We start from the raw sequence: 22323 nt of genomic DNA on the forward strand, positions 1-22323 counted from the left end.
CGGAATCGATCGATCATGCGAAGAATACAAAAGGAGGGACTGCATGGAATTTTTGAATAATTTGAAAATCAAACATAGAGACATGGAAAACCACTTTCAGTGGCTATGCATAAACTCAATACTTCAGCTTTAATCATTACCAATAATCGATGTTGAATGGTTTACTGTTTCTTATGACAAAGGGACATGGATCGGTGGATATAACTTTGTGTTTTAGTGGGTCGAGATATGGGTTGGGCGGGCTATAGCTTCGCACCAGGGAGCTTCTTGATAGAGTCATCTGCTTAGCCATCGCAAAAATCGAACGGTCCTCTGAGTGGCGCGCTGGAAGACTTGTTTGATGAAGTTATTCGCTTGCGGGTAGGGTTCGCCTTCGCGGTTCGTAAGTGTTTTTTGTCGGCGGGGTTTTTTTCCTGGTTTCGACTCAGTCACCGATTCCTTCTGCGCATTGGATGGCTTGTTCAAATAGCAGGGTCAGGTTGTGAGACAGGCATTGGAATAGGGCTTGGGCTTCTTTGGCAGTTTGGCTGCTGGCCCAGGCGGGAAGTTGCATTTCGTTTGTTAGATAGGTGTGAATTCTTTCATCACTAGGATCGCAGTAGATGATGCGGCCAATGCTTCATCATTGGAGTTGCCGACGAGGGTGTCGCTGAGGATGCCTTCGTTGCACGGATCTTTGCGGTTATGCCTTTCAATCGAAAGGGTCTTCATGGCGCTGTTGGATTTTTCCCAGGTGGCGTAGTCGATGCAGGCTTTGTCCCAGAAGTAGATGACTTTTTCACCTTTCCTGGCTTGATAGCGCAGGGATTCTACTGTGGCTCGCTGGATGATGGTGGCGTCGTGTTCTTTCTTTTGGCCATCGGCCGGGCGGCTTGAGTCGATATAACTCAGGTGGTGGTTGCGGAGGTTGATGCAGCGCAAACTGCCGAGCACCGTGAAGTCGGGATCGCTCAAGGCGCGGCATTCGTCGCGGTTTTGGGAGTGAGGGTAGAGTTCTTCGATGGGGGTGAAGAAACGTGTCGCGGTGGGTGTCTTTAACTCGTTGATCCTAGTGCCAAGAAACAGGCTCGGAGCGGGAAAAAATTCGGCGGAGTTTTCCGCACGGATCGGGGCCACTTTGGTGACGGACGAATCCAGCATCCAGCAGTTGGTTACTCAAGGGTTAGCCACTGTCTTCAGGTAAAAACCGATACCTGTAAAAAATGAAGCGGCCCGATCGATTATCCCCGGGAAAAACCCAAAAACCCAAAGGGATGTTCAATCGGGCCGCCTACTGTGTCGCGACGCCGGGAAATAAGCATGGTTCCGAGTTTTGGTCAACGGATATTTGAGTGATTTTTGGAAAATTTTCACGAATCCGTAATAATGCGGAGTTGGGGGCTGCGGTTTCGTGCATCAGAGTGTGAAAATTTCGATTTTTTTCTCCTAGCCGGTCGATGTTGGTGCTTAGTTTTTGCCAACAGCGCGCGTCCGGGCCGAAATAAGGATCCGGCGATCTCACCATTATCCAATTTCATGAATCTTACGCTCAAAGTTTGGCGTCAGTCGGGCCCTCAGGCCCAGGGCCGTATTGAAACCTATGAAGCCAAGGACATTCCGGCCGAGGCCTCGTTCCTTGAAATGCTCGATATCGTCAACGAGCGCATCATCGAGGACGGTGGAGAGCCGATTCACTTTGACCACGATTGTCGCGAAGGTATTTGCGGAACTTGTTCGTTGACGATCAATGGCATTCCTCACGGTAAGGAGCGTGGCATCACGACCTGCCAGGTGCACATGCGCAAGTTCTCTGATGGGGATACCATCTGGATCGAGCCATTCCGCGCCAATCCTTTCCCGGTTTTGCGTGACTTGATGGTCGATCGCTCGGCCTTTGACCGCATCGTTGCTGCGGGTGGCTACATCGACGTGCGCACCGGTTCCGCCGTGGACGCTAACTCGGTGCCGATTCCCAAGGACGACGCGGATAGCGCATTTGACGCGGCTGCCTGCATTGGTTGCGGTGCCTGTGTTGCCGCTTGTAAGAACGCCTCGGCGATGTTGTTCACCGCCGCTAAAGTTTCCCACCTTGGCCACGTGCCACAGGGGCAACCCGAGCGTGACAAGCGCGTGCTCGCCATGGTTCGGCAAATGGATGCGGAGAGTTTCGGTAACTGCACCAACCAATACGAGTGTGAAGCTGCATGTCCGAAGGAGATCAGCGTTGAGCACATCGCTCGCATGAACCGTGACTACGCCAAGGCGGTGCTGAAAGAGCAGTTCGTTTGATCCGGACTCTCGATAAAACGATTTGAGGAATCGTTGGATTTTTTCAGGCTTGGGTGTCTCTTGGTGGAGCAACCAAGCCTGAATCCTTTATAGCAATGAGCCCAGTTTACCGATTTACAGCCACACTCTTCACGCTCGCGGTGCTTTCGTGCTCTGCGGAAAATTCAGACAAGAAAGTTATGGAAACTCAAAACAAAGCCCCCGAGGAACCCACAGGCAAGGTGGTAAAGACCGATGCCGAGTGGAAGAAAGAGCTAACACCTGAGCAATACCACATCCTGCGCGAAGCTGGCACAGAGCGTCCGAATGGCGAGGTGTATGAGGAATTCAAGCATCAGGGTGAGGGGAGCTACCATTGCGCCGGGTGCGGCGCGCTGCTTTTCACCTCGAAGGAAAAATTTGATTCCGGCTGCGGTTGGCCATCATTCTACGATCCTGCCAAGGCGCAGAACGTGACCTTGCGCGAAGATGCAAGCCTGGGTCGGGTGCGGACTGAGGTCATTTGCTCAAAATGCGGTGGCCATCTGGGGCATGTTTTCTCGGGCGAGGGATTTGATACGCCGACCAACGAGCGCTACTGCATCAATGGTGGTGGCTTGGTTTTCGTTCCGGCTAAATCTGCCGAAAAACCCGAAGAAAAGCCTGAGGAAAGCGATCAGAAGTCCTGATTTTTGCTCAACTACGGTATCGATGGCGATCTAACAATGTTTAGATTTGCCGCGATCCGATGATGTTCCGTGGTTTTCGCGTTGGTCTATTTTTCTTTCCAGTCGCCCTTTTCGTCACTGCTTGCGGCCCCAAGGTTACGCCAGAGCGTGCGGTGGCGACAGCCTATCAGTATTCAAAGCTCATGTGGATGCCTGAGCAACGGCATGTCCGGCATGGTCCCGATTCGGCAGGACGCCGGGTGGATACACCAGATGTTTCACTGGCAGATTTGGGTGATCCGAAAGGGTATTGGAAGCCAGGTGTTCCAGCGCGAGGAATGCCCTACAAATGGGGTGGATTTGATACTCCGGAATCATTTCTGATAGGTCTTGAAGCTGGCAAAAAAGCTGGCGACATCGGCGGCAAAGCAAAGCGCAGACTGGATCAGGCGGCGGTGAGCGACGAGAGCGTGGGGATTGATTGCTCCGGTCTGATTTCCCGTTGCTGGAACCTGGACCGGCCTTACTCGACCAAAGAGTTGCCTCAGATCTGCACCGAATTGAAATCGTGGCAAGATCTGGCGATGGGTGACATCTTACTGAAAGATGGGCACGTTTTGCTTTTCAAGACATGGAGCCAGGATGGGAAGAGCATCATTGGCTATGAAGCGGGACCCTTTCCCAAATGGCGGGTGAATGCTTGCCAGATCCGAGCTGTAAGGCTGAAAGCGGAAGGCTATACCCCGTGGCGATACAACAAAATGGAAGATTAGCGAAGTAGTGCGTAAATCGGTTCTGGGTAGATGCCGATGATGATCACTGCAGCGGTGAGCATGATCAGCGAGATCTGGGTGATTCGCGGCAGGACGATGGTTGCTGCGCTGGAATCTGGTTCGATCCACCACATTGCACGGATGATTTTGAAATAGTAATAGAATCCAGCTGCGGCTCCGATGCAGCCAATGATCAGTGGGCACCAGAAGTGAGCATTTCTCGCCAAGTCGAATACCAGGAATTTACCAACGAAACCGGCGGTGAGGGGAACCCCGGCGAGGGCCGCCAGGAGGACGGTCATGACAGTTGCTAGACGCGGATTGGATTTTCCTAGACCATTGAAATCGGCGATTGCTTCACCTTGTCGTTGAACACGGACTTGGCCGAGAACGAAAAAGACAGCGAGCGTCATCAGCAGATAAGTGGCCAGATAGAAGGCGACGGATTTGGAAGAACCCAGTGAATTGATGGACTCGGGCTGCCAGGCGGCAAGCGCCAACAACAGAAATCCAGCGTGAGCGATGGATGAATACCCCAGGAGTCGCTTGAAGTTGGTCTGCGGAATGGCGGCGAAATTTCCAAACAACAGGGTGGCCGTGGCAAGAATGGCGAGAATACCCGTGACCTCATGGCGGACCGGGGAAAATCCATCCAGGAATGGCTCAATGAACCGGATCAGGAGGACAAATCCAGCTGCCTTGGAGCCGACAGATAGAAACGCCGTTGTGGGTGTCGGTGCCCCTTGGTAAACATCCGGGATCCAGATATGCGTGGGGACTGCTCCGACTTTGAAACCGAGTCCGATCAGGACCAGAGCGATGCCAAATAAGAGGGGCGTGGTGTGAAGTGTGCCCGGGGAGTGCAATGCACTGGCCAGCCCATCGAAGGTCATGGTGCCAAGCGATCCGTAGATCCAGGCAATTCCATATACGAGAAATCCCGTACTGAGTGCGCCGATGATGAGGTATTTCACTCCCGCTTCGAGGGAGCCGATGTTGCGGCGCATGAAGGCGACCAGAATGTAGAAAGTGACTGTGACGAGTTCGAGCGCTACGAAGGCGGTCGCAAGATCGCGTGCGGAAGCGATCCACATCATCCCGGCACAGGCGAAGATGGGGAGGCAATAAAACTCACCCGTGCCGTTTTCGGACTCCGGATGATCGGTGAAGCGGGCCAGGATGCTGCGATAATCGACGGCCATCAACAGCACGAAGATGGTCGTCAGCAGGGAGAAAATCTTGAAGAACCTCGCGAGTGAATCGAATTGATAGAAATTCCACATCGGCCAGCTTGCCCAATTGGCGGTGGGATTTCCCTCCGGACCGATTGTTAGGAATGCAGAGGCGAGAATTCCTGCCAGTCCGATCGCTCCGGCGATGCCAACCCATGCTTTGCCTTTTCTTGCTGGAAAGAAGGCTTCAGCCAGGAGCAATACCAGGCCGAGAGTCACGGTGAAGGCTTCGAGATAATAAGCAGGCATTGGGTTGGAGAAGCTGACGTTCCGGAATCAGATTTCAGGGTGGAAAGCTGAGATCACTTGAGAAGGTTGAGGAGAAGGTTCGGATACAGGCCGACGGCAAAGAGAGCGATGATGAGAAGCAACGCCGGGATGCGATCGGTTAGACTTAAGTCCGGGACGGATTCGGTGGATTTGAGGCTTGGGCCCTGGAAAATCCGGCGGTAGGCGCGGAGCATGTAAACCGCGCTGATGACCACGCCCCAAATGGCAAGGATGCAGGTGATCTGCACAGGACCAAGACCTGTCATGGGATCGTAGTTTTTGAAGGCGGAAAGAAATACGAGCACCTCACCGGAAAAATTGGCGAGCCCAGGCAGACCGATCGAAGCCATGGCAGCGATCCCGAAAATCAAAGCAAGGGATGGTGCTGCTTTTGCCAAGCCTCCGAGGTCGTCCATATCGATGCTGCCAGTCAGTCGCTCAATACGATCGGTGAGTCCGAATAGCAGAGCGATGGAAATGCCGTGGGCAAACATGAGGAGGATCGCCGCCGATTTTGCCAGTGGATTTTCTGGTGCTGAGATGAGAGCTGCAATGGCCAGGAAGATGTATCCCATGTGCATGACCGATGAGTTGCCCAGCATGGAATCAAGCCGCTTCTGGTTGATCGTGATCAATCCGACCCAGAGGATATTTCCGAGCAGGAGAATGAGCAACGGGGTGAGCCATGCCTGCAGGCCGATTGGAGCCAGGGGGATGGCCAATCGAAGCAATCCATAAAGCCCGAATTTTTTCAGAACGCCGGCATGCAGCATGGATACCGGGGCGGGCGCGCTGGCATAGGCGGGAGCTGCCCACGAATGAAAGGGAAAGAGTGATACCAGGGTACCAAAGCCGATCAATAGCAGCAGAGCGATGCCTTTTTGGGCCGATGGATCGACCGGGCCTGCTGCGATCATTTCCGGAATGCTGAATGTGCCTGTTAGATTGGCAAGCCAGACCAGGCCAACGAGCAGCACGAGCGATCCAAGCCCTAGATAGATTGTGATTTTCCAGGCGATTTCTCTGCGGTCATCCCCTCGACCAAGTAAACCGATCATCAGGAATGATGGGACCAGCGCGAGTTCATGAAACGCGTAGAAGTAAAACAGATCCGTGGATGCGAAGGCACCGATTGCTCCAGCTGCGATGAGCAGGATCGAGGCATACCAAATTTTCTCACGCCCGGCGGGAACCTTGCCGGAAAGGACAGCTGCCATGGTGACGAGCACGGATAGCAGGATCATCACCACGGACATTCCATCCATCAGGCTGAAGGAAAGGTGGATGGCGGGTTTTTCCAGGGTTGTTAGTGAAAAATTCCAGACTTCGGATTTGGGCATGCAGCAGGCGAGAAGTCCTATTACGAGATTGATCGTAGCTGCCGCGATGGCGGTTAGCCTGGCTGGCGCACCGAATAAAATCGCGAGGCAGGCGAGAATTGGAAGAAATACAAGGATGGCAAGCATGGCTGCAGGTGGGAAATGTGATCTGTTAGAACACGGTGATGTAAATGATAAGCAGGATGCCGATCACGAATGCTACCGCATAGCGCTGCAGGCTGCCTGATTGAAGTCTACGGAACCAATCACCAAGGCTGACTGAGGCGCGGCCCAGGCCATCGACTACCAAGCGGTTGATGAATAGCTCGTCGAAAAAATGGATGATGGCAGCAAGGGCGTCCTGAAGGTAGCCGACGATGTATTTGCTGTAGATTTCATCGAGATAGAACCGGTTTTTGAAGAGTGGGATGCTGATCGGTTCCTTTTGTTTTCCTTGGTAAACGATGAATCCCGCGGCCAGTCCGAGGAGGAGAGAAATGACAGATGCCGCTAGAATGATGGTATGTCCTCCAGTCTCTTCAACAGATGGCCGATACACGTTGAGATTCTGGCTCATGAAGCCATAGCCGGAAAAGATCGCCATGACAGCGAGAGCCATCAGTGGGAAACTCATCAATGGTCCCACGTCTTTCGCATGCTCGGCATCCTTGCTCCGCGGCTTGCCGAGGAAAGTGACGACATAGGCGCGGGTCATGTAAAAGGTGGTCAAAAACGCGACGAAAATGGCAATGCCGAACAGCGGCTTGTTGCTTGACCATGCTGCCGCGAGGATTTCTTCCTTTGACCAAAATCCAGAAGTTACCCGCGGCACTGCGATCAGGGCGGCGGTGCCGATGCCGAAGGTAATCCCTGTGGTGGGCATCTTTCGAAGCAGTCCGCCCATTTTCCAAATGTTCTGCTCGTGGTGGCAGGCGTAGATGATCGCGCCGGAGCCGAGGAACAACAGTGCTTTGAACCAGGCATGGGTGAACAAGTGGAACATGCCAGCTTCACCGGCGACAAGTCCGACCGCCATGATCATGTAACCGAGCTGGGATAGAGTCGAGTAGGCGAGAATCTTTTTGATGTCATCCTGCTGGGTTGCCATCAATGCAGCGGCGAGTGAGGTGATTCCCCCGACCCAGGCAATGACGGTGCTGGCCGCCAATCCTTGGAAGATGTCTGTTCCGAGTGAGAGCTGGACTCGAAACATCATGTAGACCCCAGCTGCGACCATGGTCGCGGCGTGGATCAGTGCGGAAACTGGTGTTGGCCCTTCCATCGCATCCGGCAACCAGACGTGCAGGGGCAGTTGCGCTGACTTTCCAACCGCACCACAAAAGATGCAGAGGATGGCAGCGGATAGGACGCCACTGGAGATGGTTTCTGGCACGACCATTTGATCGAAGGTCAGCGTGCCGGTGATTCCCCAGAGCAATAAAATGCCGATCATGAATCCGAAATCGCCGACGCGGTTGCAGAGAAACGCTTTTTTGGCGGCATCCGCGGCGGAATCTTTCTGATACCAATGACCGATGAGAAGATAGGAACTCACGCCGACCAGTTCCCAAAAGATAAAGGTCATGATGAAATTGGAAGCCAGCACGATGCCGGTCATCGAAAACATGAAAAGTGAGAGGCCGGTGAAGTAACGCGCCTTGGCGTCGTCATCCTTCATGTAAGCCAGCGAGAAGATGTGAACCAGCATGCCAATGCCGGTCACGACGATCATCATCCCGGTCGAAAGTTGATCTAACTGGATGCCGATATCGATGTGGAAATCACCGATCGTTGCCCACGGGAATGAGTGGAGACCCGTGGTTTTGAGCAACAGCAGTGCGATAATGAACGTTGCGATGGAGGATGCCGTTGAAAGGCAGGGAGCCAGCCCTGATTTTTTCAGGATGAGCTGGTTCACCGCGACGACGATCAACGGCAGAAATAGAAGGACCCAGGGCATGGTGGTGAGGATCGGGAGATTTAACCTTTGAGTGTATCGAGTTCGTCCGTGTGGATCGTTTGACGGGCCCGATACAGGGCAACGATGATGGCGAGACCTACGGCGACTTCCGCTGCGGCTACGGTGATGACAAAGAAAACCAACATCTGCCCGGAGTAATCAGGCAGGCCATTGACCGGATGAAATCGAGAAAATGCGACCAGGCTGAGATTCGCGGCACTTAACATCAACTCCAGGCACATGAAAACGATGATGATGTTTCGTCGGATCACCACTCCGGCGAGACCGATCGCAAAGAGAAGCCCGGAGGCGAGCAGGTAGTTGTTGAGGGAAGCCATGGAAAAGGAGTGGGGTGAGAATATCGGGATGCGAATGTCTGATTGCCGAAAGAACGCTTATTCCGTTTGGCGTTTGGATAGCGAAACGACACCGATGGTGGCGACAAGTAACAGAACGCCGAGGATCTGCAGATGGAGGTTGTATTGAGTGAAAAGGGTGTGGCCGATGAGGTGAACATCCGGCAAATGCCCTTCCTTCAATTCGGTGGCAATTTTGCTATCTTGCGGGTAACTGTCGGCCGCTGCCGATAGGGTTGCCTGATCGAGCGGTGGAGATTCCGCATTTGGAGTATCTGCGATGACGGAGAACAACTGGATCAGAAAAATTCCGATGAGCACGAGTCCGGTGGCGATCGGAGCGATTTTATTCGTGCGATGCTCCTCGTCTTTCAGATCGAGCAACATGATGATGAACAGGAAAAGCACCATGACAGCTCCGGTGTAGACCAGGATTTGAATCACCCCGACAAAGAAGGCACTGAGTCCAATAAACAACCCGGCCAAACCGACAAAGCAGGTGACTACGGAAAGCGCACTCGAAACCGGATTTCGGAACGCAATAACACTAACCCCACCGATCAGCATGACGGTGGTGAAAAGCCAGAATAAATAAAAAGGCATGGGTTTTAGGAAATGGGTTAATTAAGTGGCTTTTTAGGAGCTTGTTGTTGGGCCGATCGTTTAAGCCAGGACATGTATCCGTTCAGAATTCGGAGTGTTTTATTGAAGTGATCGCGTCCAGATTCGTAGAGATCATTTGAAATAAGTGAGTCATCATGGCACGTGATAATTTGATCTAGAACTTCATTGAGAGAGCCTCTGGCTTGAGAACAAAATCGGTAGTTATCAAGAAAATGAAATCGTCCATGTCCCTCGGCGATATTATGTGTAACGGAGCGTGATGAGCGTTTGAGTTGATCTCCAAGATCATACTCACGCGCTTTGGTGAGTATGGGTAGAATGTTCCGGAAGACAAATATGCGAAACTCTCGGCCGGATTTCCAAGCCTCGAGATCTTCGAATGTTTTTGTGGGTTCCGGATCCATTACCAAATCACTTAATTACAAATTTCTCATTTCTATTATTTAAGTTCATTCCATTTATTGACGAGTCCCACGCGGACGCCGCCGATTTCGTAAAGTTTCTTTTTATTGTGGACCATGTCGGCGCGCTTGAGGCCGGTGATGAGATAGTCTTTTCGCAGGAAGATCGCTTGCTCCGGGCAGACCTCCTCACACATGCCGCAGTAGATGCAGCGAATCATGTCGATTTCGAATTCCTTGGGACGCTTTTCAACCTTGTTCCAGCGATCATCCGCCGGAATTTCACCGGGCTCGATCTTGATGGCTTTGGGTGGGCAAATGAATTCACAGAGTTGGCAGGAAACGCATCGGTCGCGGCCTTGTTCGTCGGTTACCAAGGTCGGAGCACCTCGATAATGTTCGGGCATTTCCTTGTCCCAGCGTTGTTCCGGGAATTGCATCGTGACCCCGAGACCGGAGGAGTGGAGAGTGTCGGCGCCAACGGACTTTCCACGCAGCGTCTTGATGGCGTGCCCCATGGTGAGGAAGAAGCCTTTGATGAGCGCACCGAAGTAAACTTTTTCTCCGATGCCGAGTTTCGGGCGTTGGACTTTGATGACAGCCATGTGGGTTTTGAAAATTGGGTTTGAGGTGGGGCGGCTCAGGCGCGGAGAAGTTTGGGTTTTTCTTCCGATGCTTTGGCGACCCAAATCACGGCGAGAGTGAGAACGAATAAAAGTACGGCACCTATCGTAATGATGACCCCTTGGAGATGTGGCGCGGCCAGAATGAGGGCCGCCAGGAACACATTGATGAGCGCGGCTTCGAAAAAGACCACCCAGCCGAGTTTCATCAGCTGGTCATAACGGAAGCGTGGAACGGTCCAGCGGACGAGAATGAAGAACAGGATGAACGAGACCACTTTGAAGAGAAAGACCGCGAGGTGAATCAAGCCACCGAAGTAAAACGATCCGAAGTGGAATTCCGAAATGTATTTGTCCAAGCCGAATCCCATCGACCATCCGCCGAGGAAGAGTGTGACAATGAGGGAAGAGCCGATGACCATAGCCGCATATTCACCCATGAAAAACATGGCGAATTTCATCGAGGAATATTCGGTATGATAGCCACCCACGAGCTCGGTTTCACACTCGGGGAGGTCGAACGGCATGCGGTTGGTTTCCGCGAAAATCGATACAGTGAAAATCAGGAAAGCGATGGCAGCGGGAAACCAGAATAGCAATTTGCTACCCAAGGTGTGGGTGGCGTCGTTGTCCCAAAATGGGAGCAGGAGCCAACCGTGATCGGCTTGGTATTGGACGATGTTGGATAAATTGAGATCGCCGAAATACAGCAGCACTGGGATGATCGAAAGTCCGAGCGCAATTTCATAGGAAATCATTTGCGCGGTGGAGCGGACGCCGCCGATGAACGGGAATTTTGAATTGGAAGACCAGCCCGCCAGGGTGATGCCGTAAACGCTGAGCGAGGCGATCGAGAAAACAAAAAGCGGGCCGATGTCGAGGTCTGCGATGACGAGCTTGAAGGGTTCGCCATTGATGGAAAGTGTGGATCCGAATGGAATCACGCAAACGGTAACGAGCGACGGAATGAGTGTTAGAGCCGGGGCCAGCCAATAGAAGGCTTTGCGGACGTGCGCGGGGGTGAAGTCTTCTTTGAGGAACAACTTGAGCCCGTCGGCCACGGGTTGGACTAGTCCGAATAGATGGAAATCCTTCTTCGCGCCGAAAAGTGTTAGAGGAATGCCAACGCGGTTCGGGCCAACGCGGTCTTGGATGATGGCCGAGAATCGCCGCTCGAAATAGACCGACAAGGGAACCAACGGCAAGACGATCACGAACGTCAGGACGACGATCTTTAGAATGATCACGAGGATGGGGACGAAATCCATAATTGAGAAGGTTGGTGGCAGAAATTAGCCATTGATCGTTCCGGCGGCTTTACGGGCTCGTTCATGGGTCAGGAGTGGAATTTCATAACCGGTCTCGATGACTGAAATTCCCTGATGGCCGATTTTGGATAAGGTAAGGTTTTCGAGTGGTGGATATTCAGTCGCGAGTTTTTTGAATAACTCCTCGATCAGGTATAGCTCGGATTTGGTGCTGCTGATGGCGCTGATCAGATCGCGCAGAATTTCCCAATCGTCGCGGACTTGGCCGACGGGTTCGGTAGCACGGTTGAGTCGTTGCAGGCGCCCGCTGAGATTGATCATGGACCCGCGTTTTTCGGTGAAGGCGGCAGAAGGAAGGACCAAGTCCGCACGCTCGGCAGTGGGGTTTGCTGAATGATGCGATTGCATCAAGTAACCCAGACCGCGCAGGTCTTCCGGGGTGAAATCCGCATCGGTGATCAGATCTTCGGCGAACACCAATAGCGCTTTGATCTTGCCGCTGCGGACATCGGCTCGGATCGAATCGAGGGAAGCGTAGGGATCGTTTTCACCGAGAATCAGTTTCGCTCCGGTGGTGTTCGGATTCCGGTCCGCCGCAACCAAGAGTTCATCGGCTTCGGCAAAACGTGGCACAAGGGCAAAACGTTTCGTGCCGATTTGCTGCATCAGCTCACGGGTTAGAAAAAGCTCTTCGTTGGTGGCCCGGCCGGAGGCGATGATCGCGATTTCATCGGCAGCAAAGTCCTTCAGGCGCGATGCCGCCTCGGCAATGGCAGTGCTCCAGGTTGTCGGCGAGTGGGAGATGTGTTTTTTCAGCAACGGTTCGGTGAGTCGCGCATCGCTGTTGATGTAATGGAAATTGAGTCGGTGTGAATCGGGCATCCAGGTTGAGTTGACCTCATCGTTTTGCCGGGGAGTGATGCGATAGACGGTGTTGCCGCGAGTCCAGACGATGATGTTGGTGCCGGTGCCGCAATTGACATCGATCGTCGGCGTTTCCTTGAGAAACCAGACTCGCATTTCAAAGCGGAAGTCATTCGAAGTCAAAGCGCCGACCGGGCAGATATCGACCGTGTTCAGCGAATAATTCGAATCGAGCAGGCGGCCGGGATGGACCGTCAAAGTCGTGTGGGTGCCGCGTTGGGTGAAGCCGAGCACCGGATCACTGGCCACTTCGTCCATGAAGCGAATGCAGCGGCTGCACATGATGCAGCGTTCGTCATCAAGGCGGACGCGCGGGCCGATTTCGACATTTTTTGGTTTTTTCACCTTCATGTCGACAAATCGCGAGGAGCCGCGGCCGTGTTCGACGGAAAACTCCTGCAACCGGCATTCACCGGCTTGATCGCAGATCGGGCAGTCCAATGGATGATTGATCAGGAGAAACTCCATCACTCCTTCCCGGCATTTTTCCACCAATTCCCCGGTGGTGCGGATGCCCATGTTCTCGCCAATCGTGTTGGCGCAGGCGATCGCGGGCCGTGGCATCCAGCCGATTGGTAGATAGCCTTCCTCATCGTATTTCGGTTCCTCGCCAGGGGCGGGGCGGGGAGGCATGCCCATTTGGATGAGGCACATCCGGCAATTTCCGGGTGAAGAAAGTTTCGGGTGATAGCAATAGTGCGGGACATTCACCCCGGCCTGGCGGCATGCCTCGATCATTCGGGTGCCCTTCGGAAATTGATGCCAAACCCCGTCGATTTGGACATTCACCATGCCTTTTTCAGCGGCCAAGTCTTTGGGCAGCTTGGTTTCCGCGGTTGCCGAGGGTGTTTCGCTCATCGCTTTTCGAAAGGGGCCAAGGGTTAATCCGACGACTCAAAAGAATCATTCGTGAATCTAAACATGAAGATTCATTCGTGAGGCCGCAAGCGTGCTTTGTGAAATTTTTCACAAGCCGCGAAATGAACGAGTTTTCTCAGCGCCTGGAAATCAGGCACCCACGAGCCGCCGACGGGTTTCGTCGTCGACCGGTTCGCACACCCGATAGCCATCGCCATGGGAGGGAATGCTCATGAGGAGCGCGTCGCGCTCGTAAGACGATGGAAAATCAAGGCCGATCAGTGCCCGCCCGATCCGCTCACCGGATTGGCGGTAGTTGAAGTAGCACAGGTTCGCATTGCCGCTGATGCGTTGGCCCAGGAAATCGTGCAGTGCGCCTTTTCGCTCGTAGAAATCGAGCCGGAGGAAGGCCGGATGGCGCAATTGATCGCTACGCAGCGGGATGGCACGGAAATCAACATCGACGGCGCTGGTCAGCTCTTCCCATTTGAAGCCGTTGGCATTCAATTGATCCGAAACCGCGTCCAGAATCGACGAATTATCCGCCGTGATGGTGAAAATCGGTGAGGCGATGGCTTCATCGGTTTTTCCATACTGGAAATCGGTGATGTCGATTTCGCTGAAGCAGGAATTCAGCAAATTCAGCATGGTGCCCGGCTGTTCCGGGATTTCCACGCGGAGAGTCCGGCTGGTTTGGCTGGAGCTTCCTTGAGATTGGGCGATGCGCCCGAGCTGGAGGAAATCGATGTTCGCGCCCGATATCACGACTAGAACTTTTTTCCCTTCCAGCATTGCCCGGTTTTTCATCACGGCGGCGAGGCCCAGCGCGCCGGAGGGTTCGGAAATGCAGCGCAGCGTTTCCCATAACGTGCGGATGGCGCGGCTGACCTCACCGTTGGTGACGGTTTCCATGCGATCGATGGTATGCTGGCAAATCTGGAAAGGCAGATCGCCCGCTTTGCGGACGGCGCTGCCATCACAAAACAAGTCGACATGATCGAGGGATACCGGTTTTCCGGCTTCGAGCGCGGCTTTCATGGATGCCTGGCCGATGCCTTCGACCCCGACGATTTCGATTTCCGGCCAGTAGGTTTTCAGCCACGAAGAAACGCCAGCGACCATGCCGCCGCCGCCGATTTGCAGGAATGCGGCATCGAACGGGCCATGCCCGGAAAGCACCACCTCATCGGCGAGAGTGCCCTGACCGGCCATCACCAGCAGGTCATCATAAGCGTGGACGTAAACGGCGCCATTTTCGGCTTCATCGGCGCGGGCGGCTTGAACCGCTTCGTCGTAACTGTCGCCGGATAGCTCAATGCGGACAAAATCGCCGCCATGCTGGAGAACAGCCGCCTGCTTTACCCGCGGGGTGGAACGGGGCATGTAAATGCGGGCTTGGACCCCAAGCGTCCGGGCGGCCAGAGCGATGCCTTGCGCATGATTTCCGGCAGAAGCGGTGACGACCCCGCGCATTTTTTCGCCGGGAGTCAGGGTGGCCATGCGATTGCAGGCGCCGCGCCATTTGTAGGCTTTGACTGGGCAAAGATCTTCGCGCTTTACCCAAATTTCAACGCTCGGAGCTCCTGGAAGATGAAGCCGCTCCAGGGGAGTTGGCTGGCCAAATCGATAGACCCGTTCCCGGGCAAAAAGTATTTCCTGCCGCAGTTGTCGATCCAGCGGAAGTTCCTCGCGTTCCATGCGGAGACCTTTGTGGATGAAGGCGCACTGTGCAAGGATTGCGATGCGATTGTGACGACGGATTACAAACTGGATATCAGCGCCACGACAATCACGGTGAGCTGACCGGCGAGGATCATGATCAGACTGGCGATCACGCCTTCCTCCTGGCCGAGCTCGGTTGCCTTGGCGACACCTGCGCCATGGGCTCCCATGCCAAACAGGGCACCCCTTGCCAGCGAGGAGGTCACCGGAAGGATTTTCAGCAGATTTTCCCCAATGGCGGCCCCAAACAAGCCGGTCAATGCGGTGAAAACCGCCGTGAGTTCAGGACTTCCACCCAGTCTGGATGAGGCATCCATCGCCAGCGGTGTGGTGATTGAGCGAGGCAACAAGCTGGCCCGGAGTTGTGGCGAAAGTCCAAATCCCCAAGCGAGCAACCAAGAACTGGAAACCGCGAGAATGCAGCCCACACTCACGCCAATCGCCAGCAACAGCCAGTGGCGCCGCACCATTTCGCGATGCCGATGAATCGGAATCGCAAACGCAACCGTCGCCGGGCCCAGTAGCCAGACCATCCAGTGAGTTCCTTCCAGATATTCGTGATAGGTCGTGTGGGTCGCAACGATGGCGATGCCACACACCGTCCAGGTCAGCAGCAGTGGGGAACTCCACCAGCGGCCGAATTTTTGATGGAGTTTGCGCGATCCGGCATAGACCGCCAGCGTGACCAAGCACCAGATTGCGGCTTCAGCGAGAGCGTGCATGGCTTAAACGAAATCCGATTTCAACGATGCAGGCCGTGCCGCACATCACGACAACCGTGCTGATCAAAACCACCAGGATGAGCTTGATCCCAAGCAGACTGAAAAGCTCGTGATGATCGACCAACGCCAGCATTGCCGGAACGAAAAACAGCATCAGATGCCGCAGCAGGCTGTCGGCTCCTTGTTCGATCCAATGAAGTTTCAGTAACCCCAATTCAAGGAGGCCCCAGAGCAGCATCAATCCGAGTAAACTCCCGGGAATCGGCCAATGAAAATGAGCGGTCAGGCATTGCGCGAGCCACCAAAATAGGATCATGCCAATGGCCTGCATCCCAGCTCGGTAGACGGGCTTGGGTTCAACGGAAGGGGAGATCGCAGCGGCGGCAGGCATGTGGGATTTCTATAGCAAAATCTGCCGCATTCCCAAAATGAATTGACGGAATGTTTGCTATTCCAATATGGAATTTACGTGGAGTTTCGTCATCTGGAGTGTCTGGTCGAGGTCGTTCGCCAGGGTGGATTTTCAGCGGCAGCGCGGGTGCTTGGAATCACCCAGCCGACGGTGAGCAAGGCGCTGGCACAGCTTGAACACGATTGTGGTGAGCGGCTGCTCAATCGCTTGCCGGATCGGGTTCAAGTCACTGATGCGGGGGCGATGGTTTTGCGTCGTGCCACCGCGATGCTGGCGGAGCGCGATCATCTGCAGGCCGAGCTTGCAGCCCTGCATGGATTGGAAACGGGTTGCTTAAGGCTGGGACTGCCCGCGCTTGGCAGCGGTGTGATCTTTGCCCCGCTGGTGGCGGCCTACCGGCAGCGTTATCCCGGAATTGAGTTTGACCTGAGAGAACAGGGGAGTCGTGATTTGGAAGAACTGGTGCGCTCCGGCGAGATCGAAATGGGGGCGAGCCTGGCACCGGTGCCAGCCGATTTGGAATGGCAGCAAATGGTCGACGAACCTCTGGTCGCGCTTCTGCCATCCGGGCATCCACTGGCTGGCCGGACATGTGTGAAGTTTGAGGAACTGGTCAGATCTCAATTCATTCTGTTCGAGCGAGGCTTCATTTTGAACACGATCGTCGAAAAGGCCTGCCGGAAAAGAAACATCGAGATCAATATCGCCGCCCGCGGTGCACGTGCGGATTTCATCATCGCTCTGGTTTCGGCAGGAGTGGGGGTTTCCATGCTGCCGAAGTTAGAGGTCGATGCGAGGCGTCCGCTTGCCGTGAGTACCGCGATGGTCGAGGAAAGTGACCTGCGGTGGAAAATGGGACTCATCTGGCGGCGTGGAGTTTCCCTATCGCCCGCCGCATCACGCTGGCTGGAGTTGGTCGAGGCAACTGTCTCAAATAAAAAGCCGTGATTCCGATCGATTCGAATCAACGTCTAGGGTGAGGCACGGGCGAATGCTCATTTCCTGTGGCATCTTCTTCGGCATGGTTGGTTTGTTCGGCGTGATCGGGGTCTTCAAGGTCACCTTCATGCCAGCCGTAAACCACGGTCAAACCATCGTATACCCGGTAGTGGCACATGCTCAAGACGGCGAGGTCATCGATGATATGGCGAATGGCGATTGGTTTTGTTTGGCCATAATCGAGTTTCTTCCGAGAGTGGGGCACATAGCCGTCACCGAGAACTCCTCCACTGCCCGGTGTTAATGGTGTCAGCGGATAAGGAGATTCTACGTAAGCGACAAGGAGTCGACGCTCGCCAGGATGCTCGATTGCAATGCGCTTGTTGAGTGCGGCAATCGCCTCTGGGAGTGTTAGCTGCCTAATCTCAAACTTGCTGACGGTCTCCAGCTTCTCCTCGGCGTGGCAAAATGCCACTAGTCCGAGCCACGCGATGAAGGGAACTAGGATTGACTTCATAGTCTTTGCCGAATGTTATCACGCACCAATCCCTGATTGAGGGCGCACGTCGATGACAGATTAAGAGATGAAATCATAAAATCGATCTGAAAACATGGTGCGATCAGCGATTAGGTGTCGTGTGTTGTTGGGTCTTGCTCATTTTAAGAGTGTCAGGCCCGAGAATTCCTCCAATGGTAATATACGATCCTTCAGTGACCATTTTTAACCTCGCTGTGCATGCAATCGCCAGACAAGAAGAATCGCGATTCTTTTCCAGAACTGATCTGAGCGGTCATGATGACTCCAGACGACATTTTGGATTGGATAGGACTTTCATCCTCTGCATTCACAGTCCGAAAGTCGGCGATATATAGATCGAAGCATCATGCTTTGCCATCATGCGAAAACTGCTTCACCAAATTTACGGAATTCTTAAATCCGGCGAACCCTACAACCCCGATAAAAGAGGCCTCCAAACCTCCTGAAAACATCCGGCCCCAGCCACTCAAAAGAATCCAAAAAACTCCATTTACGGTTGATCTTTCAACGCAGGATCTTGTTCGCTGTCTTGTGTTCCGGCGAGGCGCCGCGGGTCCTTGATGGCACGGTCGAGATCCTCTTGGTGCATGAACGGCCAAATCTCAAATGGACCTGCGCCGACAAATCTCTTCCACCGCCTGTGATGAATCAACCCTGCGATGCCGAATGTAATCAGGCTTAGAATAAACGGGTCAATCCCGATGAAGGAGTATCGTGGCCATTCATACTCAAGATCGGAATCAAGGAACAGAATCCATCGAGAAATCTCTCGCCTACCTTCGTGGTCAATGTGGTGCCGCCCAGTCGCTCGGTGCGTCAATGTATCGTCATAAAGTTGCCACGCCATCTCAGAGACTGCGACCGCACCGGGATCATCGCCCATCTCCCACATGGTGTCATCGAGATCATCATTGATGATCCGTCCACTGACGTATTGTCTGAGACGGAGAGCCAAGAGGTCACGTGAGGTGCGATCGACCATTTTCTTCAGCGAACGTCGAGAGCCTGGCACCCGCTACCGGGAGCGCCCCTCCGATTCTGGTTGAGGTTTGTCGCCGGCCTCAGAAACCGACTTGGAACGGGTAGCGGGTTGTCCAGCACTGCCATGTTCGCTTTGTCTTTGGAGCGATGCGCTGACTAGCTTAAGGACATCATCCAACTTCTGGAACTTCATAGGATATCGCTGATCCTCAGAAATATACCACTCCACCTGGTCCTCCTTGATTGGCCTCAAAGAAAGTTGCCAGTTTGCGCCCACCCACAGCTCTCCGTCCTTGCTGAGAAATGCGAGGAACCGCCCCTTCGCCAATGGGCAGTGAGCGCAGATATACGATTCATGGCCATAGAGGATGAATTCGTCGGGCAGGTCTCCCTTCAGGACCTTCTCGACCCGCACGTTGGCCTGCTCCGAATAGGTCCAAACCTTGCCGGACGCTCCGTCATCCTCAGCTGCGAAAGGATCCCGGTTCTCGCCGACGGGCTTAGCCGGCTCTGGCTCTCCTACAACGATGATCGCGATTGCCGAAGAATTCTCGATCAACTCGGACCGCGTGAAGAAATACGCCCTGCCGTATGCGCTCCACGAAGAGGCAAGTAGTATGACGAGTAGTGAAACGAGGGTCTTCATTTTAGGGCGAAGGTCTTGGTTCTACTGCTTTGTTAGGCTCAGTCTCCATTTCTCGTAGGGTCGGCAAAGATTAGTGAGATGTGCGCTAAAATGCCTTTTTCGATTTGATTATAGTGGTTCCGCATTTTGAGCATCTAAAACCTTTCGTTTCATCGGAGCTTTCAATGATCTTTATCTTGGTTTTCTTAGTTCTAAACCATAAATGTTGGTGTGAAAATCCGTAGGCCATAAAACCCAATAAAGTTCCGCTGACTTCTCAGGTTCCGATTTCCATGGGATTGCTACAAAATGGGCACGGGGGTGGTGATGTCGTTGCCATGTTTTTCTGCCTAACGTCAAAGATGTGGCACCATCTACCGGGAGCCCCGCCCCGCAACAAGGTTAAGGGTTGAAGCAAACAGTGTCATGTCGACTCCGAGCGGGTAGCCGGTTGTCCACCACCAATTTGTTCGGTCTTGGCGCGCCAGTTCTTGAAAACGTAGAGATGAACACGTTTGAGTCCTAGGTAAAAACCCAATTCTTTGATGAGCGGGAATGGTCTGGTAGCCGCTATAGTCGTGGTTCGTGTGACCCTGATTCCTTGGTGATGAGAAATGATCTGAAATTCTTCTCTGATTGTATCAATTTGAGATGCCCAGCAGTGATTGGTCGATACCATCTCGAACTGAAGATACTGTGGCGGCACCCATTCAGTGATCTTCTGGACGACGACGCCACGGTCTGAAATGCATCGCCGTTCGGAACCGACTCCTCCAATCGAATTAGGGAGCTCGCAAGATACGGGCCGAGGCAATCCAAGGCAAAAGCAGCCAGGAATGTCCATCGACGAACTGGTGAGCAACGGCCAGAGGTCCTCTGGAGCTGATTGCATAGCGATGGAGGTTCGAATCTTCATCCTTTTGAGCGAACGTCATAGCACACCAACCGTCTGACGGCAGCCGTGCGTTGACTGTGGGTTGAGGGTTCTAGTCACGGTGAAAATTCGACTTGGAGTGGGTCAGGCGGTTGGGTGCTGCGGCTTGTTCGCTTCGTGTTTGTGAATATCGGCAAAGACCTCAGAAATGATCTGCTTAGCCTTCCCCGCCTCCGCCCAAAATGCGCTGTATGTTATAATAGCTCCGAAACAGAACATTCCAATTGAAATAAAGCCGATCATCCAATCTTCTCCGTCAAGTGCCGCGATTATACCGGTTAGGGCAAAGAGTCCGGCCATTCCAAGCCAGCATGACATAAATGCGATCACGACGGGATGCGGCATCATGCGTACTTGGATGATGGTGCCCCCCTGCTTCGGAGCAAAAATTCCATAGAGTATGGGCAAAAACGAATTGCGAGAATGGATCACACGGCTGGCCGAAAAGCCCCCGTTGTGTATTTGACCCTCCAGTGGTGTGTGTTTGTTGCTCCAAAACGTTCGAAACCACTTGGTGGGTTCGATCCTCTCCTTCAATGCAGGAACCAGTGTTGGTACATCGAGGGGACTATCAATCGTCCAGCAGTCGTATGGCAACCAATTCATCGTTTAATAGCGGACGTCAAAGCGCATGCCGCCCTACCAGCTGGGGCGAGCGTTGAACGCGTGGTTGAGGTTGTAGTTACGGAAAGTCATCGAAGCAAGGCGACTGGCTTAGTTGTCATTAAATAACTTGTTCTCCTGTTTTTTAGTTCGTGTAGATGCCAGCCACAATCAGTGATCGTTCAGACTTACTTCTAATAGGTGCAACATCCCAGACTGACGTGCGGTAGTAGAGAGCCTCCGCATCAGTAGCGACATCCTTGTCCTCCAACTTGCCAAAGAACCCCAAATCGAATGGATGCCAACCGGTCTCGCAGTCGAACAACTGCGCTGCCCCTCGTGGTGCGCCCAGTGTCGCGGAAATAGCTGGATCGACCTCCCATTTGAAATACGCGTTGTTGGTGCCGCCTCCCCTCGCGACGAATTCGGCACTCTCAGGGTGAGGGGAAATCCAACGATCTCATTGGTGGTTGATCGGGGTGCAATCATGAATCGAGCGGAACCCAGACGATGAGAGCAAGAACTGCCGCGCCTTTCGCTAGTGATGCTCGAACGAGGATCTTCATTTCTTTGGAGAACGTTAGAGCCCATCCGGCCGCGCCCTCGAGCTCCGATTCAAATTAGCGGCTTGTCGCGGTCGGATGCGGCGGCTTGTTCAACTATTTTAAATCTGTTCTGACACCCCGATAAAAAATTCTCCAAATGTGAAGTTTCTTGATGTCGCGATCCCATTCGCTCCCCGGCTCAGAAAGCTCTTCAATAGTGTAGGCCCTTGGCTCCTCCTCGGCAATAAAGCAAATAGTTTCCCCATCACTAAAGTCTAGACCCACCACATTCGAATGTCGTTCAGATCGCACCGCCTGGCGGTAGCTCCAGAGATCAAACTGTCTGAGCACCTGTGAGATAGGAATCGAGTCACCCTTCGGAAGGGAGGCAATTCGATGATCCAAACCCTCGATTCTTGCTATTGGAGCATGCGCCAAGGCCTTCGCGCAGGTCACAAAGTCGGGGTCTTTGCGCGGCGCAGGCTCACTACATGAGATTACCGCACCGGCCTGAACGAGGGCCCATGCTTTCTGAAACATTTCTTGTCGAACGTTCAATGTCCAGGCACGGACGAATGCCCGTTGCCTGTGACATCTCATAAGATGGATTTCAGCCACAACAAAGGCTACACCACTCGTTCCCAAATGGAACCCAAAACCGCCGCGTGATGCAATCTGAACCCACGCCAAGACCTCCGCGCCAACGGATGAGTCTGTGAACAAGATCAGGCATCACGCGGCTCCCACGGCCTTCAAGTCCGAGCAGCATCTTAGATCCA

The 22323-nt window shown here is 53.6% G+C and carries 23 protein-coding genes; 4 read left to right on the plus strand and 19 right to left on the minus strand.

Going from position 1 to position 22323, the window contains the following annotated elements:
• Positions 1-424: 424 nt before the first annotated feature.
• Both JIN85_RS21715 and JIN85_RS18185 read right to left on the minus strand, forming a co-directional pair.
• Positions 425-553, minus strand: a complete 129-nt coding sequence (locus JIN85_RS21715) for a hypothetical protein (protein ID WP_267906699.1) — start codon at positions 551-553, stop codon at positions 425-427.
• A gap of 8 nt (positions 554-561) precedes the next feature.
• The gene (locus JIN85_RS18185) at positions 562-1140 is read right to left on the minus strand and encodes a hypothetical protein (protein ID WP_200273476.1); all 579 of its coding nucleotides are present in this window, start codon (positions 1138-1140) and stop codon (positions 562-564) included.
• 375 nt (positions 1141-1515) lie between these two features.
• Here JIN85_RS18185 and JIN85_RS18190 point away from each other — a divergent pair, with 375 nt between their 5' ends.
• The 3 genes from JIN85_RS18190 (at position 1516) to JIN85_RS18200 (ending at position 3688) form a co-directional block, all read left to right on the plus strand.
• Complete coding sequence (locus JIN85_RS18190; protein ID WP_200273478.1) at positions 1516-2268, plus strand: succinate dehydrogenase/fumarate reductase iron-sulfur subunit; 753 nt, start codon at positions 1516-1518, stop codon at positions 2266-2268.
• A gap of 179 nt (positions 2269-2447) precedes the next feature.
• The gene (gene msrB, locus JIN85_RS18195; protein ID WP_200273515.1) at positions 2448-2936 is read left to right on the plus strand and encodes a peptide-methionine (R)-S-oxide reductase MsrB; all 489 of its coding nucleotides are present in this window, start codon (positions 2448-2450) and stop codon (positions 2934-2936) included.
• A 59-nt stretch (positions 2937-2995) separates the two neighbouring features.
• On the plus strand, positions 2996-3688 hold the full coding sequence (locus JIN85_RS18200; protein ID WP_200273480.1) for a hypothetical protein: 693 nt from the start codon (positions 2996-2998) through the stop codon (positions 3686-3688).
• Here JIN85_RS18200 and JIN85_RS18205 read toward each other — a convergent pair.
• The 12 genes from JIN85_RS18205 to JIN85_RS18260 form a co-directional block, all read right to left on the minus strand.
• The gene (locus JIN85_RS18205) at positions 3685-5169 is read right to left on the minus strand and encodes an NADH-quinone oxidoreductase subunit N (protein ID WP_200273482.1); all 1485 of its coding nucleotides are present in this window, start codon (positions 5167-5169) and stop codon (positions 3685-3687) included. The two genes, JIN85_RS18200 and JIN85_RS18205, sit on opposite strands and share 4 nt — an antisense overlap.
• Before the next feature lie 53 nt (positions 5170-5222).
• The gene (locus JIN85_RS18210; protein ID WP_200273484.1) at positions 5223-6656 is read right to left on the minus strand and encodes a complex I subunit 4 family protein; all 1434 of its coding nucleotides are present in this window, start codon (positions 6654-6656) and stop codon (positions 5223-5225) included.
• A gap of 25 nt (positions 6657-6681) precedes the next feature.
• Positions 6682-8469, minus strand: coding sequence for an NADH-quinone oxidoreductase subunit L (nuoL, locus tag JIN85_RS18215; RefSeq protein ID WP_200273486.1), 1788 nt, complete (start codon positions 8467-8469; stop codon positions 6682-6684).
• A 20-nt stretch (positions 8470-8489) separates the two neighbouring features.
• Positions 8490-8807 carry an NADH-quinone oxidoreductase subunit NuoK gene (gene nuoK / locus JIN85_RS18220; RefSeq protein ID WP_200273488.1) on the minus strand — a complete coding sequence of 106 codons (318 nt, stop codon included), beginning with the start codon at positions 8805-8807 and terminating at the stop codon, positions 8490-8492.
• 57 nt (positions 8808-8864) lie between these two features.
• Positions 8865-9428: an NADH-quinone oxidoreductase subunit J family protein gene (locus JIN85_RS18225; protein WP_200273490.1), complete on the minus strand. Its 564-nt coding sequence runs from the start codon at positions 9426-9428 to the stop codon at positions 8865-8867.
• Between the two features lie 17 nt (positions 9429-9445).
• A complete protein-coding gene (locus JIN85_RS22135) occupies positions 9446-9853 on the minus strand; it encodes a four helix bundle protein (protein ID WP_200273492.1) in 408 nt (135 codons plus the stop codon).
• A gap of 35 nt (positions 9854-9888) precedes the next feature.
• Positions 9889-10455 (minus strand): 4Fe-4S binding protein, encoded by a 567-nt coding sequence (locus JIN85_RS18235; RefSeq protein WP_200273494.1) that lies wholly within the window; start codon positions 10453-10455, stop codon positions 9889-9891.
• 35 nt (positions 10456-10490) lie between these two features.
• Positions 10491-11741 carry a complex I subunit 1/NuoH family protein gene (locus JIN85_RS18240; protein ID WP_200273495.1) on the minus strand — a complete coding sequence of 417 codons (1251 nt, stop codon included), beginning with the start codon at positions 11739-11741 and terminating at the stop codon, positions 10491-10493.
• 24 nt (positions 11742-11765) lie between these two features.
• On the minus strand, positions 11766-13523 hold the full coding sequence (locus tag JIN85_RS18245) for an NADH-quinone oxidoreductase subunit G (protein WP_200273497.1): 1758 nt from the start codon (positions 13521-13523) through the stop codon (positions 11766-11768).
• Positions 13524-13673: 150 nt separating this feature from the next.
• Positions 13674-15221 (minus strand): pyridoxal-phosphate dependent enzyme, encoded by a 1548-nt coding sequence (locus tag JIN85_RS18250; RefSeq protein ID WP_200273499.1) that lies wholly within the window; start codon positions 15219-15221, stop codon positions 13674-13676.
• 62 nt (positions 15222-15283) lie between these two features.
• A complete protein-coding gene (locus JIN85_RS18255; protein WP_200273501.1) occupies positions 15284-15967 on the minus strand; it encodes an LrgB family protein in 684 nt (227 codons plus the stop codon).
• Entirely contained in the window at positions 15951-16358 is a 408-nt protein-coding gene (locus JIN85_RS18260; RefSeq protein WP_200273503.1) for a CidA/LrgA family protein, read from the minus strand. The genes JIN85_RS18255 and JIN85_RS18260 overlap by 17 nt, the downstream gene beginning before the upstream one ends.
• A 78-nt stretch (positions 16359-16436) precedes the next feature.
• Between JIN85_RS18260 and JIN85_RS18265 the strand changes: the two genes are divergently transcribed.
• Complete coding sequence (locus tag JIN85_RS18265) at positions 16437-17327, plus strand: LysR substrate-binding domain-containing protein (protein WP_200273517.1); 891 nt, start codon at positions 16437-16439, stop codon at positions 17325-17327.
• A 16-nt stretch (positions 17328-17343) separates the two neighbouring features.
• On the opposite strand, the gene JIN85_RS18270 is transcribed toward JIN85_RS18265, so the two are convergent.
• The 5 genes from JIN85_RS18270 to JIN85_RS18290 all read right to left on the minus strand — a co-directional run bounded on the left by JIN85_RS18270 (position 17344) and on the right by JIN85_RS18290 (position 22084).
• The gene (locus JIN85_RS18270) at positions 17344-17835 is read right to left on the minus strand and encodes a hypothetical protein (RefSeq protein ID WP_200273505.1); all 492 of its coding nucleotides are present in this window, start codon (positions 17833-17835) and stop codon (positions 17344-17346) included.
• A 511-nt stretch (positions 17836-18346) separates the two neighbouring features.
• Positions 18347-18838: a hypothetical protein gene (locus JIN85_RS18275; protein WP_200273507.1), complete on the minus strand. Its 492-nt coding sequence runs from the start codon at positions 18836-18838 to the stop codon at positions 18347-18349.
• Between the two features lie 33 nt (positions 18839-18871).
• Positions 18872-19483, minus strand: a complete 612-nt coding sequence (locus tag JIN85_RS18280) for a hypothetical protein (RefSeq protein ID WP_200273509.1) — start codon at positions 19481-19483, stop codon at positions 18872-18874.
• 997 nt (positions 19484-20480) lie between these two features.
• Positions 20481-21002: a hypothetical protein gene (locus tag JIN85_RS18285; RefSeq protein WP_200273511.1), complete on the minus strand. Its 522-nt coding sequence runs from the start codon at positions 21000-21002 to the stop codon at positions 20481-20483.
• 656 nt (positions 21003-21658) lie between these two features.
• A complete protein-coding gene (locus JIN85_RS18290) occupies positions 21659-22084 on the minus strand; it encodes a hypothetical protein (RefSeq protein ID WP_200273513.1) in 426 nt (141 codons plus the stop codon).
• Positions 22085-22323: the final 239 nt, after the last annotated feature.

This window comes from Luteolibacter pohnpeiensis (genome assembly GCF_016595435.1).
GTDB lineage: Bacteria > Verrucomicrobiota > Verrucomicrobiia > Verrucomicrobiales > Akkermansiaceae > Luteolibacter > Luteolibacter pohnpeiensis.